General features: G+C 72.6%; 18 protein-coding genes. 12 read left to right on the top strand and 6 right to left on the bottom strand.

The window, feature by feature from the left end; genetic code table 11:
* Window positions 1–89: 89 nt before the first annotated feature.
* From ORI94_RS29265 to ORI94_RS29240, 6 genes are all read left to right on the top strand, one after another.
* On the top strand, window positions 90–890 hold the full coding sequence (locus tag ORI94_RS29265) for a winged helix-turn-helix transcriptional regulator (RefSeq protein WP_266081264.1): 801 nt from the start codon (window positions 90–92) through the stop codon (window positions 888–890).
* A gap of 107 nt (window positions 891–997) precedes the next feature.
* Window positions 998–2020 carry a LacI family DNA-binding transcriptional regulator gene (locus ORI94_RS29260; protein WP_078878549.1) on the top strand — a complete coding sequence of 341 codons (1023 nt, stop codon included), beginning with the start codon at window positions 998–1000 and terminating at the stop codon, window positions 2018–2020.
* 480 nt (window positions 2021–2500) lie between these two features.
* Window positions 2501–3631: a S1C family serine protease gene (locus tag ORI94_RS29255; RefSeq protein WP_266081261.1), complete on the top strand. Its 1131-nt coding sequence runs from the start codon at window positions 2501–2503 to the stop codon at window positions 3629–3631.
* 46 nt (window positions 3632–3677) lie between these two features.
* Window positions 3678–3914, top strand: a complete 237-nt coding sequence (locus ORI94_RS29250; protein WP_266081260.1) for a hypothetical protein — start codon at window positions 3678–3680, stop codon at window positions 3912–3914.
* A 177-nt stretch (window positions 3915–4091) separates the two neighbouring features.
* Entirely contained in the window at window positions 4092–4826 is a 735-nt protein-coding gene (locus ORI94_RS29245; RefSeq protein ID WP_266081258.1) for a response regulator transcription factor, read from the top strand.
* The gene (locus ORI94_RS29240; RefSeq protein WP_266081255.1) at window positions 4823–6289 is read left to right on the top strand and encodes a sensor histidine kinase; all 1467 of its coding nucleotides are present in this window, start codon (window positions 4823–4825) and stop codon (window positions 6287–6289) included. The genes ORI94_RS29245 and ORI94_RS29240 overlap by 4 nt, the downstream gene beginning before the upstream one ends.
* Before the next feature lie 139 nt (window positions 6290–6428).
* On the opposite strand, the gene ORI94_RS29235 is transcribed toward ORI94_RS29240, so the two are convergent.
* Entirely contained in the window at window positions 6429–6599 is a 171-nt protein-coding gene (locus ORI94_RS29235) for a hypothetical protein (RefSeq protein WP_266081367.1), read from the bottom strand.
* Between the two features lie 57 nt (window positions 6600–6656).
* Here ORI94_RS29235 and ORI94_RS29230 point away from each other — a divergent pair, with 57 nt between their 5' ends.
* The 5 genes from ORI94_RS29230 (at window position 6657) to ORI94_RS29210 (ending at window position 9797) form a co-directional block, all read left to right on the top strand.
* On the top strand, window positions 6657–6857 hold the full coding sequence (locus ORI94_RS29230) for a DUF1737 domain-containing protein (RefSeq protein ID WP_266081253.1): 201 nt from the start codon (window positions 6657–6659) through the stop codon (window positions 6855–6857).
* A gap of 198 nt (window positions 6858–7055) precedes the next feature.
* Window positions 7056–7721 carry a Uma2 family endonuclease gene (locus tag ORI94_RS29225; protein WP_266081251.1) on the top strand — a complete coding sequence of 222 codons (666 nt, stop codon included), beginning with the start codon at window positions 7056–7058 and terminating at the stop codon, window positions 7719–7721.
* Window positions 7722–8013: 292 nt separating this feature from the next.
* Window positions 8014–8907: a GNAT family N-acetyltransferase gene (locus tag ORI94_RS29220; RefSeq protein ID WP_266081249.1), complete on the top strand. Its 894-nt coding sequence runs from the start codon at window positions 8014–8016 to the stop codon at window positions 8905–8907.
* Between the two features lie 327 nt (window positions 8908–9234).
* The gene (locus tag ORI94_RS29215; RefSeq protein WP_266081247.1) at window positions 9235–9561 is read left to right on the top strand and encodes a hypothetical protein; all 327 of its coding nucleotides are present in this window, start codon (window positions 9235–9237) and stop codon (window positions 9559–9561) included.
* Window positions 9558–9797: a hypothetical protein gene (locus ORI94_RS29210; RefSeq protein WP_266081245.1), complete on the top strand. Its 240-nt coding sequence runs from the start codon at window positions 9558–9560 to the stop codon at window positions 9795–9797. Before ORI94_RS29215 ends, ORI94_RS29210 begins: the two co-directional genes overlap by 4 nt.
* A 112-nt stretch (window positions 9798–9909) precedes the next feature.
* Here the strand turns inward: ORI94_RS29210 and ORI94_RS29205 are convergent, their stop codons facing one another.
* Window positions 9910–11763: a bifunctional metallophosphatase/5'-nucleotidase gene (locus ORI94_RS29205; protein ID WP_266081243.1), complete on the bottom strand. Its 1854-nt coding sequence runs from the start codon at window positions 11761–11763 to the stop codon at window positions 9910–9912.
* Between the two features lie 281 nt (window positions 11764–12044).
* On the opposite strand from ORI94_RS29205, the gene mshD reads away from it, so the two are divergent.
* Complete coding sequence (gene mshD / locus ORI94_RS29200; RefSeq protein WP_266081241.1) at window positions 12045–12995, top strand: mycothiol synthase; 951 nt, start codon at window positions 12045–12047, stop codon at window positions 12993–12995.
* Window positions 12996–13047: 52 nt separating this feature from the next.
* Here the strand turns inward: mshD and ORI94_RS29195 are convergent, their stop codons facing one another.
* The 4 genes from ORI94_RS29195 to ORI94_RS29180 all read right to left on the bottom strand — a co-directional run bounded on the left by ORI94_RS29195 (window position 13048) and on the right by ORI94_RS29180 (window position 17166).
* Window positions 13048–13728: an ABC transporter gene (locus ORI94_RS29195; RefSeq protein ID WP_266081239.1), complete on the bottom strand. Its 681-nt coding sequence runs from the start codon at window positions 13726–13728 to the stop codon at window positions 13048–13050.
* Window positions 13716–15290, bottom strand: coding sequence for an ABC transporter permease (locus ORI94_RS29190; protein WP_266081237.1), 1575 nt, complete (start codon window positions 15288–15290; stop codon window positions 13716–13718). The genes ORI94_RS29195 and ORI94_RS29190 overlap by 13 nt, the downstream gene beginning before the upstream one ends.
* On the bottom strand, window positions 15287–16156 hold the full coding sequence (locus ORI94_RS29185; RefSeq protein WP_266081235.1) for an ABC transporter ATP-binding protein: 870 nt from the start codon (window positions 16154–16156) through the stop codon (window positions 15287–15289). Before ORI94_RS29185 ends, ORI94_RS29190 begins: the two co-directional genes overlap by 4 nt.
* 113 nt (window positions 16157–16269) lie before the next feature.
* Entirely contained in the window at window positions 16270–17166 is an 897-nt protein-coding gene (locus ORI94_RS29180) for a zf-HC2 domain-containing protein (protein ID WP_266081233.1), read from the bottom strand.
* Window positions 17167–17194: the final 28 nt, after the last annotated feature.

The following is a 17194-nucleotide window of genomic DNA, read 5'->3' as shown; positions in this document are numbered from 1 at the left end:
GTACCACGGCCCGACCACCGGGGCCAGGACCGTGTCCTCGACGGACTCGACGGACTCGACGAACGTGAAGGACGCGAAGGAGGGGTGCGATGAGCTCACTGCTCCTGCTGACGAACGCTCTCCAGCCGTCGGCCGAGGTGCTCCCCGCCCTCGGCCTGCTGCTCCACCATGTGCGCGTGGCCCCCGCCGAGGGCCCCGCCCTGGTGGACACTCCCGGCGCCGACGTCATCCTCGTCGACGGCCGGCGCGACCTCCCGCAGGTCCGCAACCTGTGCCAGCTGCTGCGCTCCACGGGCCCCGGCTGCCCCCTCGTCCTCGTGGTGACCGAGGGCGGCCTCGCCGCCGTCACCGCGGAGTGGGGCATCGACGACGTCCTCCTCGACACCGCCGGACCGGCGGAGGTGGAGGCCCGGCTGCGCCTCGCCATGGGCCGGCAGCAGATCGTCAGCGACGACTCCCCCATGGAGATCCGCAACGGCGACCTGTCCGTCGACGAGGCGACCTACAGCGCCAAACTCAAGGGCCGCGTCCTCGATCTCACGTTCAAGGAGTTCGAGCTCCTGAAGTACCTCGCCCAGCACCCCGGCCGGGTCTTCACCCGCGCCCAGCTGCTGCAGGAGGTCTGGGGCTACGACTACTTCGGCGGCACCCGGACGGTCGACGTCCACGTGCGGCGGCTGCGCGCCAAGCTCGGCCCCGAGCACGAGTCACTGATCGGCACCGTGCGGAACGTGGGTTATCGATTCGTTACGCCGGAGAAGGTCGAGCGGGCCGCCGAGGAGGCGAAGGCCAAGGCCGACCGGCAGGAGGCCGGGGCCGACCGCCAAAAGGCGGCGGATGCGGACGAGACGGCCGCCCTGGACGCCACCGAGGCACCGACCCAGGCGTGAGCGGCACCCGCACGAGCGCCGCGCCCGCACCCGCGAGCCGTTTCCGTGCTGTTCACAGGGGCGTTCACGCCCTGCCCCGGCCGGTTATATCCGCGTAGACTCCGCGCGTGGCCAAGGTGACTAGGGATGACGTGGCTCGGCTGGCGGGTACCTCCACCGCCGTCGTCAGCTATGTCATCAACAACGGACCGAGGCCGGTCGCCCCGGCCACGCGCGAACGCGTACTCGCCGCGATCAAGGAACTGGGGTACCGCCCGGACCGGGTCGCCCAGGCGATGGCGTCGCGGCGTACGGACCTCATAGGCCTGATCGTGCCGGACGCGCGCCAGCCCTTCTTCGGGGAGATGGCGCACGCGGTCGAACAGGCGGCGTCCGAGCGCGGGAAGATGGTGCTCGTCGGGAACTCCGACTACGTCGGCGAACGCGAGGTCCACTACCTGCGGGCGTTCCTCGGCATGCGCGTCTCCGGGCTGATCCTGGTCAGCCACGCGCTGAACGACCTGGCCGCCGCGGAGATAGACGCCTGGGACGCCCGGGTCGTCCTGCTGCACGAGCGCCCCGAGGCCATCGACGACGTCGCCGTCGTCACCGACGACCTCGGCGGCGCCCAGCTCGCCGTCCGTCACCTGCTGGAACACGGCAACGCGTACGTGGCCTGTGTCGGCGGCACCGCCGAGACCCCCTCCGTCGGCGACCCGGTCTCCGACCACGTCGAGGGTTGGCGGCGAGCCATGGAGGACGCCGGCATCCCGACCGAGGGCCGCCTCTTCGAGGCCCCGTACAACCGCTACGACGCCTACCGCGTCGGGCTCGACATCCTCTCCGGGCCCGACCGCCCGCCCGCGATCTTCTGCTCCACCGACGACCAGGCGGTCGGCGTGCTGCGCGCGGCCCGCGAGCTGCGCATCGACGTGCCCGGCGAGCTGGCGGTCGTCGGGTTCGACGACATCAAGGAGGCGGGACTCACCGACCCGCCGATGACGACGGTCGCCTCCGACCGCCCGGCGATGGCGCGCGCGGCGGTCGACCTCGTCCTCGACGACGGTCTGCGGGTGGCCGGCTCGCAGCGCGAGCGGCTGAAGATCTTCCCGTCCGAACTGGTGATCCGGCGCTCCTGCGGCTGCGGGTAGCGCGACACTCCGGGCACCGGGCACCGGGCTCTGGACTCCGGGCTCCGGGCTCCGGGCAACTGGCCACCGGCCACCGGGCTCTGGACTCCAGGCTCTGGGCACCGGGCTCCGGGCTCCGGGCTCCGGGCTCCGGGCAACTGGACTCCGGCCACTGGACTCCGGGCTCCGGGCTCCGGGCAACTGGGCACCGGGCTCCGGGCTCCAGGCACCGGGCAACTGGACACCGGCCACTGGACTCCGGGCTCCGGGCTCCGGGCTCCGGGCTCCGGGCAACTGGGCACCGGGCTCCGGGCTCCAGGCACCGGGCAACTGGACACCGGGCTCCAGGCAACTGGACACCGGCCACCGGGCTCTGGACTCCAGGCTCCAGGCTCCGGGAGAGGGGGGCCTCTCCTTCTTTATATCGGGCATACGAGGTTCTGTCGGGCTTCTCAGCGGGCACTCAGAGGGCTCTCATCGTCGGGCGACAGGCTCGTCGACATGACCGAGAACCTTCGCCGCAGCAGCGAGTACGAGAGCCCTCGGACGGGCGGCCCCCAGTCCTGCTCCTCCCCCGTGAACCCGGAGTGGCCGGCACCGCCGGCGTACGCACCGGATCAGCGGTCGGGACAGCAGCCGGAGCAGCAACCGGGACAGGCGGACGGCACGGCCGACTCCGGTTCCGGGGCCCCGACGGGCCCCGACGGTTCGACCGGTTCGACCCACGCGACCGATCCGGCCGCCCCGAAACCCCGCCGGAAGCGGAACCGGGGCCCGGTCGCCCTGCTCGCCGCCGTGGCGATCGTCGCGGCGGCCGTGGGCGGCGGCACCGCCTACGGCGTCCAGGAGCTGGTCGGCGGCACCGTCGCGTCCTCGAGCCCGGCCGGCACCAGCGTGGTGCCGGCCGGTCAGAAGGGGACGGTGTCCGGCGTCGCCGAGGCGGTGAGCCCGAGCATCGTCGAGATCAACGCCGAATCCAACGCGGGGTCCTCCACCGGTTCCGGCGTGATCATCACGGACGACGGCGAGATCATCACCAACAACCACGTCATCAGCGGTGCCTCCTCGGTCGAGGTGCGGACCGGCGACGGCAGGACGTACACCGCGGACGTCGTCGGCACGGAGAGCTCGAAGGACCTCGCGCTGATCAAACTGCGGGACGCCTCGGGTCTGACGGCGGCCGCCCTCGGCGACTCCGACGGGGTGCAGGTCGGCGACGAGGTCGTGGCGATCGGCTCCCCCGAGGGCCTGACCGGCACCGTCACCAGCGGCATCGTCTCGGCGCTCGACCGCGACGTGACCGTCTCCACGGACGAGAGCCAGGGGCAGCAGCAGGGGCAGCGCGGCGGCGGCTGGCCGTTCGAGTTCGGCGGCCAGGAGTTCAACGGCGACACCGGCGGGTCCACGACGACGTACAAGGCGATCCAGACCGACGCCTCTCTGAACCCCGGGAACTCCGGCGGCGCGCTGATCGACATGAACGGCAACGTCATCGGCATCAACTCGGCGATGTACTCGTCGAGCGGCAGCGACTCCTCGGCCGACGCCGGCAGCGTGGGACTGGGCTTCGCCATCCCGGTCAACACGGTCAAGGCGGACCTGACGGACCTGCGGTCCGGCGCCACGAACTGACGCGGCACGCACCCGGCCGACGAGATCCTCACCCGAGGGGTCCGACATGATCACGCAGACCAGGCAGAGCAAGCAGACCAAGCAGGTCAAGCAGGTCACCCACCGGACCCCCGGCGCCGGCACGGCCGGTCTCGCGCTCGCGCTGGAGGTCGCGGGCGAGCTGCACACGCCGGTACGGCGGGCCCCGGAGGTCGCCCCGGCGGTCCTCCCGGAGGCGGCCCCGGCCAAGGCCCGCCGCAGGACCGCCCACGGGCGCGGACGCCGCCGTACCGTACGCGGCTGATCCGCACCACCCCCGCCACCCACCGGCTCCCCACCGGATCACGGCCGGCCCGTGAAGGACCGCGCCTCTCCGCGCCCCGGACAGTCGTGCGAGCCTGGGATCCTGAGACCCGGCGAGCCCCCGGCCGTACTCTCCTCCCAGTCCAGCACACCGGCAGACCAGAGGAACCACGCCCCCATGAGCCCCGCAGAAGGCGACCGCGACCCCCAGCGCATCCTGATCGTCGACGACGAGCCGGCGGTGCGCGAAGCACTCCAGCGCAGCCTCGCCTTCGAGGGGTACGGCACCGAGGTCGCCGCCGACGGTGCGGACGCCCTGGAGAAGGCGGCGGTGTACCGGCCCGACCTGGTCGTCCTCGACATCCAGATGCCCCGGATGGACGGCCTGACCGCCGCCCGCCGCATCCGCGCCACCGGCGACACCACGCCCATCCTGATGCTGACCGCCCGGGACACGGTCGGCGACCGGGTGACGGGACTGGACGCCGGGGCGGACGACTACCTGGTCAAACCGTTCGAGCTGGACGAACTGTTCGCCCGGATCCGCGCGCTGCTGCGCCGCAGCTCGTACGCGGCCGCCGTGGCCGGCGCCGACGAGGAGAACGACGTCCTCAGCTTCGCCGACCTGAGCATGGACCTGTCGACCCGCGAGGTGACCCGGGGAACGCGTCGGGTGGAGCTGACCCGTACGGAGTTCACGCTGCTGGAGATGTTCATGGCGCACCCGCGCCAGGTGCTCACGCGGGAGCAGATCCTGAAGGCGGTCTGGGGCTTCGACTTCGAGCCGTCGTCGAACTCCCTCGACGTGTACGTCATGTACCTGCGCCGCAAGACCGAGGCGGGCGGCGAGCCGCGTCTGGTGCACACGGTGAGGGGTGTCGGCTACGCCCTGCGGCAGGGCGGCGCGGAGTGAACAGGCTGGCCCGCAGGTTCCGTTCGCTCCCGATCCGGGCGCGGCTGTCGCTGCTGGTGGCGGCGGCGGTGGCGTTCGCGGTGGCGGCGGTGTCGGTGACGTGCTGGTTCATCGTGCAGGGGAAGCTGTACGAGCAGCTCGACAGCGACCTGGAGCAGGCGACGGTGCTCCAGGGGCCGCAGCGGGTCGACGAGATCCGCAGTGCGCTCAACAACTGCACGGACACGCCCCGGGACAGCAGGGGCGGCGGCTTCGGGGAGACGTTCTCCCAGGTGGTCGGGGAGGACGGCACCGTCTGCCTGTTCCCCAGCTCGTCGGGCAGGATCAAGGTCACCTCGTCGGACCAGGACGTCATCGCGAGCGCCGGGGACGGCTCCCCGGGCCGCTACCGCGACGGCACCGACCAGGACGGCTCCGAGGTACGCGTACTGACCCTGCCGCTGGTGATCAACGACCCCAGCACGCTGACCCGTTCGAAGGCCGCCGTCCTCGTCGCCGTACCGCTCAAGGGCACCGAGGAGACGCTCAACGACCTCGCGCTGGTCCTGCTCCTCGTCTCCGGCGTGGGCGTCCTGGGCGCCGCCGCCGCCGGCCTCGCGGTCGCCCGCGCCGGCCTGCGCCCCGTGGACGAACTCACCGGGGCCGTCGAGGAGGTGGCCCGCACCGAGGACCTGGGCATCCGCATCCCCGTGGCGGACGACGCCGAGGACGAGGTCGCCCGCCTCTCCCGCTCCTTCAACTCCATGACGTCCGCCCTCGCCAGCTCCCGCGACCTGCAGCAGCAGCTCATCGCGGACGCCGGCCACGAGCTGCGCACCCCGCTCACCTCCCTGCGCACCAACATCGAACTCCTCACCCGCAGCGAGGAGACGGGCCGCCCGCTGCCCGCCGGGGACCGCAAGGCCCTCCTCGCCTCGGTCAAGGCGCAGATGACCGAGCTGGCCGCGCTCATCGGCGACCTGCAGGAACTGTCCCGCCCGGACACCGGTCAGCACGAGGGACGTGCCCAGATCGTCGCCTGGCAGGACGTCGTGGAGTCGGCGCTGCGCCGCGCCCGGCTGCGCGGGCCGGAGCTGACCATCACGGCGGACGTACAGCCGTGGTACGTCCGCGCGGAGCCCTCCACGCTGGAGCGGGCCGTGGTCAACATCCTCGACAACGCGGTGAAGTTCAGCCCCCGGGGCGGCACGGTCGAGGTCCGTCTCGCCGACGGCGTCCTCACCGTCCGCGACCACGGGCCGGGCATCCCCGCCGACGAACTCCCCCACGTCTTCGACCGTTTCTGGCGCTCCCCGACCGCCCGCGCGCTCCCCGGTTCGGGCCTCGGCCTGTCCATAGTGGCCCGTACGGTCCAGCAGGCGGGCGGCGAGGTGGCCCTGACCCGCGCGGAGGACGGCGCCGGGGGCACCACCGCCACGATCCGCCTCCCCGGAGCCCCGACCCCGCCCCCCGAGGTGCCGTAGCCGGAGGGGGGCCGACCGGGACCAGAGGGGCCGACCGGGGCCGGAGACGCCGGAGGGGCCGGAGACGCCGTCGCCCTCTGACGCCTGCGCAGCCGTCTCCGGCCGCAGGCTTTCATGCGGCCGGGACAGTCCGGACTCCTCAGTGGAAGCCGAGCATCCCGGGGGAGTCGATGTCCACGGTGACCACACCGGGCGGATAGCTCTCCTCGCGGTCCGTCAGCAGGATGGACATGCCGGTGAACTCGGGACGCGGCAGGGAGCAGTACAGGGCGTGACACGTGTCCGGGCCGCCGTGACCGTCCCGGACCACGGACGGGTGGCGTGGCCACCTCGACGGTCGGCAGGGTGCGTGCGACACGCTTGGGCCATGAAGGCACCGCCGGATGGGCTGCCTGTGTACCGCGTGCTGACCGGTCCCGATGACGTGGCGTTCCGTCGTCGCGTGGGCGAGGCCCTCGCGACGGGTTGTCGGCTCCACGAAGGACCGTCGGTCACGTTCGACGGTGACCGGGTGGTCGTCGCACAGGCAGTCGTGTGGCCGAGGGCGGGAGACGCCCCCTCAGCGTGACGGGTCCGCGCTGGCACCTGAGGGCTTGGGACCTGAACCGCCGAGGGGTCCTCGCAGTCGGCCGGGCCGGGCACCGTGTCTCCCCCGATCGGGTGAGCCGAAGCCGTTTCCCCGGTCCGCCGTACCGCCGCGGCTACCGTGATCGCGTTGCTTGTGCCCTGGGCACGCTCAGCCCACACTTGAGGAGGTGACGTCACCATGACCGCTCTTGCGTACGAGAGGCCCGAGACCATGTCTGAGATCAGGACAGCGGCCGGGCCGGAGAACGGAACCGAGAACGGGCCCGACCTGGACGAGGTCGTGTGGCAGGCGTGGAAGACTGTGGAACTCCCGGAGGGCTACCGCGCCGAGATCATCGAGGCAGCCATCGAGGTGTCGCCCACCGGCCGCCTGTTCCATGCCCAGATCGCCAACCGGCTGCGCAACGCGCTGGTGCGGTTCCTGGGAGACGGCGAGTACTCGGCGTACCAGGACGCCAATGTCATCTTCCGGCGCAAGGGATGGATCCCTGATGTCTTCGTCGCCCCGGAGGACCTGGAGCCGTACGCGGACGAGGACGGGCTCGGTGTCGATGCGGCGGCGGTTCGCCTGGTGGTCGAGGTGGTCTCTCCCGGGAAGCGTCACGAGGACCGCGACCGGGTCAGGAAGCGCCGTGAGTACGCCCGCGCCGGCATTCCCGTGTACGTGATCATCGACGACCATGACGCACAGGGCACCGTCACCGTCCTCACCGAGCCACGGCCCGACAAGGCCGACTGGCTGGGCGTCGTACGGGTCCCCTACGGAACCGACGTCGACATCCCGAAGGGCCCCGCCATGGGCTTCGTGATCGGAGAGGCGATCGCTGGCCCCAAGCGGGCCTGACCCGGGGCGGGGCCGGCACCCGGACGTACCGGGCGGCCCGCAGGCCGGTGGGCGGATGGCAGGTGCCACGTTCAAGCAGCCCCGCCCGGCACCTCCCGCGTTCTGCTGTGGCCCCGCCCTCTGCCACACCCTGGCCGGAGGAGAGGAGAACTCCTCCTGCCCGGCGTCTCTCTGCTGGACAGGACCAACTCCTGCGTGAACAAACGTTCTCGGCGACGGATCCACGGCATGGCGACGACTCGTCTTTGGACCTTCACCTTCCTGGCGGTCCGGTCATCCGGGATCATGAAGTATGCGCCCGGACGACTGGCACCTCACCGAAGACGTCGACGGCTTCCTCGCCCGAGCCGGAGACTTCCTGCGCTTGCGGCCCGCCCTCCACAACACGCCGCTGACGGACATCGAGAAACTGCGTACCCGCGGGGCGGACGCACACGCACACGGTGCCGAAGCCGCCGTCTTCGGCCGACTGAAGTCAGGAGGTGAGGTCCGCGCCATCTTTTATCACACTCCGCGTGGCCGTCTGGGGCTCACACCCCTCTCTGCCCTGCAGGCCGGTCACCTCGCCGCTCATCTGGCCGAGCTCGGCCACTTCCCCTCCCACGTCATCGCGGACCACGACACCGCCACCGCTTTCGCCGAGGCGTGGCAGCAGCACGCGGGCGCAGCGCCGGAACCCTTCTGGCGGACTCATCTGTACCGTCTCGGCACGCTCACCCCACCGCAGCCGCGCCCAGAAGGCCAGGGGCGCATCGCGGGCGGGAGGGACCATGAGCAAATCGTGCGCTGGTGCCGTGAGTTCTGCGTCGACGTCGGGGAGCGGCCTTCCATCGACTTGATCGACTCCGGCTCCTGGGCCGACTCGCGCTTCGGCGACAGACACTTCACGTTCTGGGAGACCCCGGACGGTACTCCCGTCTCCATGGCGGCCGCGACCTCGACCGTCGGCGGCATGGTCCGGGTGGACCCCGTCTACACCCCGGCCCGCCTCCGGGGCCGCGGCTACGCGGGTGCCGTGACGGTCGAGGTGAGCCGTGCCGCGCTGGCCGCGGGCGCGACGGACGTCGTCCTGTTCACGAACCCGGCCAACCCCACCAGCAACGCCCTCTACCAGCGCATCGGATACGTCCACGTCGCCGACTTCGCCGGGTACAGGTTCTCCTACGACGCACCGGAAGCCGGTTGAGAACACGACGGCAGCCGGAGCCGGTCGTCGCTGCTCGCCGACGACGTCGAGGCGGACCGACTGGACTCGGGCGAGCAGGTGCTCGCGGGCGCCAGGGCCGTGCCCGGTGATCCGGGGGCCGGTGAGCGGGCGGTGCGTTTCGCGCCGACCAGGGCGACGGGATCGCTGGAGGACGTGCTCCGTGTCGCGGTCGGCCGGGGAGCACGCGTCGGGGCAGGTGACAGGCGGCAGGGGACACGCACGACCGGAGCCGCCCGGCGCCCCTCGCGTTCTACCGTGGACCTCCGGCGCACAGGTCACACCCCGGCCGGAGAGAAGGAGCCGACCATGGCCCACGAGGTGGATCCGAACTCCTGCGAGAAGACACCCGAGGCGATCCGGGCCGCCCTGCAACGGCGCCGGGACTGGCTGCGGGCCTTCGAGCAGGAGTGGCTGAGCGCTGCCGCCGACTTCGACCGGCCGGCGCTCGACGCCGCCGTCGACAGGTGGTTCCCGTTCGCCTGCGCCTGCGCCACGCCGGGGTACCTCGACGACGTCGAGCACACCGCCAGGCGCATGGCGGAGGACGACACCGAGGGCCTCGTGTTCCGTGACGCGGACGGCCACGCCTACGACGCGGACGGCCGGTCCGTCGATGCGGGAGAGCTCCGGTGAGCGCCTACGTCATCCGGTACGTGGACCGCGCGGCACAGCGGAAGGCCGCCTTACCGGCCTCCCGGCGGACCTCGCTCGAGAACCTCGAGAAACTGCTCGTTCTCAACCCGTTCGGACCGCCGGCGGTCAGCAATCGGGACAACAGCTGGTCCGCGGGCTTCCAGGACGGCTTCGTCACCTACGTCGTGTCCAACCGCCACGTCGTCATCAACGTCATCGACCTGGTCGCCGTCTGACCTCTCGGGCAGGGCGTGGGCAGGAAGGCGGACAGGAAGAAGGGGCCCGGCGTCGGCAGACCTCACGCGGCTGCCGGGGGCACCGGGCCCCTCCTCGGGAAACGTCCGGCGGCTACCGGACGATCGTGATGCGGTCCGCTGCCGGCGGTGCGATCGGGTGCGTCGCCGAGGAGTTGGCCGTCAGGTACTGCTCCAGGGCCGTCAGGTCGTCCTCGCCGACCAGGTCGCCGGTGCCCTCGCCGAGGGTCGTGAAGCCGTCGCCGCCGCCCGCGAGGAAGCTGTTCGTGGCCACGCGGTAGGTGGCGGTCTCGTCGATCGGCCCGCCGTTCAGCCTGATGGAGTCCGTGACCACCCGGTCCGCGCCGGACTCGGTCAGGTCCAGGGTGTAGGTCAGGCCGGCGGAGACCTGGAGGATCTTCGGCGAGGCCTCGTTCGCGCCGCTCACCTGCTCCTTGAGGGCCTGGACCAGCTGCGCGCCGGTGAAGTCCTGGAGGTTGACCGTGTTGGCGAAGGGCTGGACGGTGAAGCCCTCGGCGTAGGTGACCACGCCGTCGCCCTCGCCCGCGCTCGCCGCGTGGGTGAGGGGCGCGCGGATGCCGCCCGGGTTCATCAGGGCCAGGTCGGTCTCCGGGTCCAGCGTCCTGCCGTACGCCAGCTGGGCGTCGGCGATCAGGTCGCCGAGCGGAGACTCGGTGCCGTCCTTGACGATGTCACCGGAGATGTAGCCGATCGCGCGGTTGCCGATGGGGGCGGCGAGGGTGTCCCACTTGGCGATCAGCCGGGTCATGTCGGGCGCCTTCGGGACGTCCCGCGTCACCACGTGGTTCGCCGACTTCACGGCCGTACGGGCGATGTCACCCGTGCGGCGGTCGTACGTCAGCGTGGTGTCCGTGTAGAGGCGGCCGAAGGACGCCGCCGAGGTGACCATGCGGGGCTTGCCCGCCGGGTCCGGGATCGTGCAGACGTACGCCGCGTGGGTGTGGCCGGTGACCAGCGCGTCCACCTGGGGCGACACGTTCTCGGCGATGTCCGCGATCGGGCCGGAGATGCCGTCGCCCGCGCCCGGGGAGTCGCAGTCGTAGTTGTAGGAGGACGAGGCAGGGAAGCCGCCCTCGTGGACCAGGGCGACGATCGACTTCACGCCCTTGCGCTGGAGCTCCTTGGCGTACTTGTTGATGGTGTCGACCTCGTCCCTGAAGGACAGGCCCTTGACGCCCTCGGCGGACACGATGTCCGGGGTGCCCTCCAGCGTCACGCCGATGAAGCCGACCTTGACACCGTTCTGCTTCCACACCCAGTACGGCTTGAGGACGGGCTTGCCCGTCCTGTCGTCCAGGACGTTGGCCGCCAGGTAGGGGAAGTCGGCGCCCTTGAACTTCTTGTCCGTGGAGCAGCCGTCGGTGGGGTGGCAGCCGCCGTTCTGCAGCCGGGCCAGCTCCTGGGCGCCCTCGTCGAACTCGTGGTTGCCGACGGACGTGACGTCGAGGTCGAGCTTGTTCAGCGCCTCGATGGTGGGTTCGTCGTGGAACAGGCCCGAGATCAGTGGGGACGCGCCGACCATGTCGCCGCCGGCCGCGGTGACGGAGTACCGGTTGCCCTTGCGGGCCTCGCGCAGGTGGGTGGCGAGGTACTCGACACCGCCCGCGTCGATGGTCTCCGTCGTGCCGTCCTCGTGGAGGTGGGTGACCCGGCCCGAGGAGCCCGTCGGGGGTTCGAGGTTGCCGTGCAGGTCGTTGAAGGACAGCAGCTGCACGTCCTGGTAGCGGCCCTTTCCGCCCTTGTGGCCCTCGTGGTGGCCGTGCGACGTGCCGCCCCTGCCCCCGTCGGCACTCGCCGCACCGGCGGGCAGGGCGGCCGCGGTCAGCGCGCCGACGGTGAGCACACCGGCAGCGGCCGCGAGAAGACGGTTCGTACGGCGTCTGCGGCGCTGGGCCGACAAGGCCGAGGAGGTGGGTGTGGCTGGCATGTGCCCCCCAATGGGTGTGCGTGGGCGTTCACGGGTGTGCGTGTACGTGGTGCGGGATGTGTCCGGGGTGGCCGGGGCCGGTCTGCGTGAATCCGGGCGGGACCCTCGCGAGGCGCGCCGGCCGCCCCGCAGCCTAAAGTCAACGCGCGTAGCGCGACAGGGGTTTCGCGGTTACATCCTGGTTGTGTTTCGCGCCGTGACTGGCTGCCGGACCCGATCGGCCGTCACGGTGTGCTCCGTGTCCCGTCCGTTTTCGGCGGGCTCCGCTTACCCTCGTACGCATGACCAGCGACGACATCGCACGCTCCGGCCGCACCCGCTCGCTTCGGACCTACGCCGCGCTCTCCCCGGAGCGGGTCGAGGCGGTCCTCGCCCTGCTGGACGAGGCCGCCGGGACCGACGGACAGCAGGCGGTGTCCGAGCAGGGGCGGTTGCAGCTGCGCGGCGGGGAGCGGGCGGGTGTCTCGCACCTGCTGCTCTTCCTGACAGGCGGGGACGACGGGGACGACGGGGGTGAACTCGTCGGCTACGCCCAACTGGAGGACACCGACCCGGTCGAGCCCCCCGCCGCCGAACTCGTCGTGCACCCGTCGCGCCGTGGGCAGGGGCACGGGCGGGCGCTCGGGTCCGCGCTGCTCGCCGCCTCCGGCAAGCGGCTGCGCGTCTGGGCACACGGCGGCCACTCCGCCGCCCGGCACCTCGCCCAGGTCCTCGGGCTCACCCTGTTCCGCGAACTGCGTCAGATGCGTCTGCCGTTGGCCGGCCTGAACCTGCCCGACCCGGTGCTCCCCGAGGGGGTGACCGTGCGCGCCTTCGTCCCCGGTCAGGACGACGCCGCCTGGCTCGCGCTGAACGCCGCCGCGTTCGCCCACCACCCCGAACAGGGGTCCCTCACCCAGCGCGACCTCGACGACCGCAAGGCCGAGCCGTGGTTCGACCCCGAGGGCTTCTTCCTCGCCGAGCGGGACGGCCGCCTCGTCGGCTTCCACTGGACCAAGGTGCACCGGGCGGAGGGCCTAGGCGAGGTGTACGTCCTCGGGGTGAGCCCGCAGGCCCAGGGCGGCGGGCTCGGCAAGTCCCTCACGACGATCGGGCTGCGGCACCTCGCGGAGCTGGGGCTGCCCACCGCGATGCTGTACGTCGACGCCGACAACAAGGCGGCGGTGGCCGTCTACGAACGGCTGGGCTTCCTCACCCACGAGACGGACCTCATGTACCGCACCGAGACCTGAGAGACCGGCAGGACCGGAACCCGGAACCCGGGGAGGCCGGGAGGTCCGCGGCTCAGGATCCCAGCGACCGGAGAGCCGCTCTCCCCCTCCACCTCCGTACCGGTTCCGCCCCGCACACCGCCCACACCGCCAGCGCCGCGCACAGCAGCACCGTCCACCGGTCATGGGCGGCCGCCCACCTCTCGTCGTCCGGCGCCACGAACAGCGCCCAGCGCTCCGGCCACAGCAGGCACGCCAGCACCGCCGACGCGAACAAGGCACCCGCGACCGCCTGCCCCGGCCGCGTGCTGTCCGACCGGCGGACGGCGAACGCCGCTCCCGCCAGGGCGAGGGCGAGGACCGCCGCCGCTTCGAGGGTGACGCCGGCGACCGGGGGACGTATGCCCGCGGGGACGAGCAGCAGCGCGGCCGTCCACCACGAGACCGCGACCGGGAGGACGAGAACGAACCGCAGGGTGTGCCGGACCGCACGCCGGGCCGGTACGGCGGCGGTGGTGTGCCGGGCCGGGTCGTCCAGCAGGAAGGCCGCGCCGAGTGCGAAGGCGACGGCGGACACCCGCAGCACGTTCAGCGCCAGCCGGCCGGTCGCGTCCTCCCCCACCAGCCGGGGCGCGGTGGCGAGCAGCAGCCCGAGTCCGCCCGCCGCCCCGATCGCCCGCCACGGCACCGTCCGCGCCACCGGCCGCGCCAGCGCGCGCCACAGGCCCGGGCGGCCTTTGCTCACTCCAGGCACTCGTCCGCCTCCTCCGGCGCGTCCAGACCCAGCAGTTCGGCGGTGCGGTCCGTCGTCACCTTCGGGGACGTCAGCCCGGCCCAGTTCGCCCGGACCTTCGCGCCGGCCTCCTCCCGCGGCAGGTCCAGCAGTTCGCGGACGAGTTCGGTGTGCGCGGCGGTCATGTACAGCGGCTCCGTCTCCGAGACGACGACCGCCGAACCGGACGTACTGTCGTCGAGGCGGATGCCGCTCAGGTCGGACAGCGGGTCGGGCCGGCCGGCCAGCGCCAGCCACATCACGGTGACGAGCCGGCCGTCGCACATCGCGCCCGCCCCCGCCTCCTTGCCGGTGACCAGCACACCGGCCACGGCGACGGCGAACTCCGGGACGCGGTCGCCGCCCCACCTCGTACCGACGCTCACCTCGTCCGGGTCGGTGAGCGGGGGCATCGCCGCGTCGCCGCTCAGTCCGTAGCGCGCCTCGACCCGCTGCCGTACGACGAGCGACCGGTCCCGCACGGCGTCACCCGCGAGGGAGCGCACCCGGTCCACGACCTCGGCCCAGTCACCGGTGCGCGGGGTCCACTCCGGGAAGGCGCAGTACGACGTGCCGTCCCGTTCGACGCACTTCTGCAGCTCCTGCGGGACGGTCGAGTACCGCGTACGGGCCTCCTCCGTCTGCGCCGGCACCCCTCCCGTCTGCATCACCGCGCCCAGCAGCGTCAGCGCCACCGCACCGGCGAGTCCGGCGTGAACACTCCGGTTGCCGACGAACCGGCCTCGCACGCCCCGTCCGCCGGCGGGCCCGGAGCCCTCACCGGAGACCAGCACCGCCGCCAGCGCCGCGCTCAGCGCGAACCCGGCGAGGTAGAGGGCGTGCCAGGCAGCCGGGCGGCCGAGCAGCTCGGACGGCAGGGTCCCGGAGCCGTACTCAACGACCACCGGCATCAGCCACCGGGTCGCGTCGCCCTCCCGGGGCGCCGTGCTGAACATGGCGAGGAAGACCAGGACGACGAGCAGCAGCGGCACCGCGAAGGCGGAGGTGAACAACCGGGCGAGCAGCACCCCGAACGCCCCGAGCAACAGCACGGACAACGGCCCGACGAGGAGTTCGCCCGGCGAACCGTTGCCGACCGCGCCGGACTTGAGCGCCTCCCACCCGAACTGCCCGCCCACGCAGACCGCGACGAGCAGCACCGCAGGCAGAAGGGACAGCAGGTGCGCGACGGTACAGTGCCACGGCGGCAGCACCAGCACGGCGAAGTGCCGCTCGGTGTCGTACCGCCGCGAACGCAGCACGGCCTGGTTGACGGAGAACAGCACCGCGAGTCCGACGAGCAGGGGCGCGCTCTGGGTGGCGCGGTCGGCGTCCTGGAGGGCGGGGAAGCCCTCGAAGGAGGTGCGGGTCCGCCACACCGTCCAGCCGGTGTACACGGCGAAGGCGACGAGCACCGGCAGCCGGGTCAGCAGTCCGCGCGCCTCGAAGCGGGCCAGGGCGAACACGGCCGCCCCGGACGTACCCGGACCGTCCGGCGCGGTCGCCGCGGGCGGAGGCACGGTCGCGGTGGTCGTCGTGTTCATGCCGCCACCTCCGCGCCGACGCCACCGACGCCGTCGAGAGTGAGCAGGTAACCGTCCTCCAGGGTGGGTTCGAGGAGGTCGGCACCGTCGGGCGGATCGCCCACGTTGCGGAAGGTGCCCAGCCCGGTGCGCCACCCCGCCCGCGCGCCGGGGTCGCGTTCGGCGCTGGCCCACACCCGTCCGTCGGCCTGCGCGGTCAGTTCGGCGGGAGTGCCGTCGAAGCGGACGCTGCCGGCGGCCATGACCACCACCCGGTTGCAGAGCATCGCCACGTCCTCGGTCTGGTGGGTGGACAGGAGCACGGTCCGCCCCTCCCCGGCCCGCGCGATCAGCTCGCGGAACCGCATGCGCTGTTCGGGGTCCAGTCCGACGGTCGGCTCGTCGAGGACGAGGAAGGCGGGGTCGCCGACCAGGGCCGCGGCGAGGGCGGTCCGCTGGCGCATCCCGCCGGACAGCTTCCGCAGCCGCTTGCCGCGTACGTCGGTGAGCCCGACCTCGTCCAGCAGACGCCGCACCTCGCGGTGCCGGGCGGTGCGGTCGGTCAGCTCCTTGAGGATCGCCACGTAGTCGACGAACTCGAAGGCGGTGAAGTCGGGATGGAAACCGGGTGCCTGCGGCAGATAGCCGAGGCGGCGCCGGACCTCCCGGCGGCCGCGTGAGGTGCCGGGGTCGTGGCCGAGCACCGTGAACCCGCCCCGGTCGGCCGGTACGGCGGTGGCGAGCACCCTCAGCAGGGTGGTCTTGCCCGCGCCGTTGGGCCCGAGCAGCCCGGTGACGCCGGTGGACAGCCGCAGCGACACGTCGTCGAGGGCCCGGGTGCCACCGAAGCGGAGACTCAGCCCGGAGGCGGAGACGGTCGGGGTCATGCAGAACTCCCGTACAGGTCGTGGAATAAGCAGAGGAGGAGATGAAGGAGAAGGAGATGAGGCGGAGGGGACGAGACGTCACAGACGATGAAGGCGGACGGCGAAGGCGGACTTCAGACCGCGCCGGCGCCGCCCGTGCCACCCGCCCGGCTGAGGTCGAAACGGTCGCGGAGCAGGAAGAGCAGCCCGGCGGCGAGGACGGCGACCAGCGCCGACACCCCCTGCCCGGCAGCGGTGAACGGAGCGAGCGGGTCGGTCACGGCGTCCCGGCCCGCCTGTGCGACGAGCAGCAGTGCGACCCAGCCGCCGCCGACGAGGGAGGGGGCCAGCACAGGTCCCACACGGGCCGTCAGCGCGAGGCCGGTCGCGGTGAGCGCGAGGGCGGGCAGCAGCCACGCCAGCGCGGCCGCGCCGTACCCGGGCAGGGCGAGCGTCGCCAGGCCGTTGAGACCGAACACGGCGCCGAGTACCGCCACCGTGCGGATCATCAGCAGCCGGAACCCGTGGGTCGGGGAGACGACCGCCATCTCGTACGTGGGGTCCATCGCGGGCCCGTACGACAGCGCGACCCCGACGAGCGGCAGCAGCGGCGCGAGGGCGAGGAAGAGGAGGGGCGAACCGGTGGCCGGGGCGCCGGAGTGGCCCGCGGCCACGGTCAGCAGCAGCACGGCGACGACCGCGCCCAGCCAGGAACGGCGCAGGACCGGCGTGGCCGCGAGGAGGCGCACGGTGTGGTCGGCGACGCCGAGGCGCAGCAGCAGGGACTCCAGGAATCCCGGCTTGGGCGCGTCCAGCTCGGCGTCGAGCCGTTCCCAGCCCGCGTCGAGCGCGACGGGGTCCCCTGCCTCGGCGAGGACGCCCCGGCAGTGCGCGCAGGTGGTGAGGTGGGTGTCGGCGGACCACAGCGTGGGCGCCGTCAGCTCACCGCGCGCGTACGCCCGCAGGTCCTCCCGCGGCACGTGCCACCGCGAGCCGCCCCCGGCCGGCTCCCCGGCACGGCCAGCAGCCACACCCCCGACCGCGCTCCCGGTACGCCCC

Origin of the sequence: Streptomyces sp. NEAU-W12 (genome assembly GCF_026242095.1) — a bacterium.
In the GTDB taxonomy this organism is placed as follows: Bacteria; Actinomycetota; Actinomycetes; order Streptomycetales; family Streptomycetaceae; genus Streptomyces.
Note: the sequence above shows the minus strand (reverse complement) of the source record. Positions and strands in the feature narration are given on the sequence as shown.

What these genes read in the sequence shown, in the direction of transcription:
- ORI94_RS29230 (WP_266081253.1), top strand. Translation starts at nt 6,657, where the DNA reads ATGAAGGCACCGCCGGATGGGCTGCCTGTGTACCGCGTGCTGACCGGT.
- ORI94_RS29245 (WP_266081258.1), top strand. Translation starts at nt 4,092, where the DNA reads ATGAGCCCCGCAGAAGGCGACCGCGACCCCCAGCGCATCCTGATCGTC.
- ORI94_RS29205 (WP_266081243.1), bottom strand. Translation starts at nt 11,763, where the DNA reads ATGCCAGCCACACCCACCTCCTCGGCCTTGTCGGCCCAGCGCCGCAGA.
- ORI94_RS29250 (WP_266081260.1), top strand. Translation starts at nt 3,678, where the DNA reads ATGATCACGCAGACCAGGCAGAGCAAGCAGACCAAGCAGGTCAAGCAG.
- ORI94_RS29225 (WP_266081251.1), top strand. Translation starts at nt 7,056, where the DNA reads ATGACCGCTCTTGCGTACGAGAGGCCCGAGACCATGTCTGAGATCAGG.
- ORI94_RS29190 (WP_266081237.1), bottom strand. Translation starts at nt 15,290, where the DNA reads ATGAACACGACGACCACCGCGACCGTGCCTCCGCCCGCGGCGACCGCG.
- ORI94_RS29255 (WP_266081261.1), top strand. Translation starts at nt 2,501, where the DNA reads ATGACCGAGAACCTTCGCCGCAGCAGCGAGTACGAGAGCCCTCGGACG.
- ORI94_RS29220 (WP_266081249.1), top strand. Translation starts at nt 8,014, where the DNA reads ATGCGCCCGGACGACTGGCACCTCACCGAAGACGTCGACGGCTTCCTC.
- ORI94_RS29215 (WP_266081247.1), top strand. Translation starts at nt 9,235, where the DNA reads ATGGCCCACGAGGTGGATCCGAACTCCTGCGAGAAGACACCCGAGGCG.
- ORI94_RS29265 (WP_266081264.1), top strand. Translation starts at nt 90, where the DNA reads ATGAGCTCACTGCTCCTGCTGACGAACGCTCTCCAGCCGTCGGCCGAG.
- ORI94_RS29185 (WP_266081235.1), bottom strand. Translation starts at nt 16,156, where the DNA reads ATGACCCCGACCGTCTCCGCCTCCGGGCTGAGTCTCCGCTTCGGTGGC.
- mshD (WP_266081241.1), top strand. Translation starts at nt 12,045, where the DNA reads ATGACCAGCGACGACATCGCACGCTCCGGCCGCACCCGCTCGCTTCGG.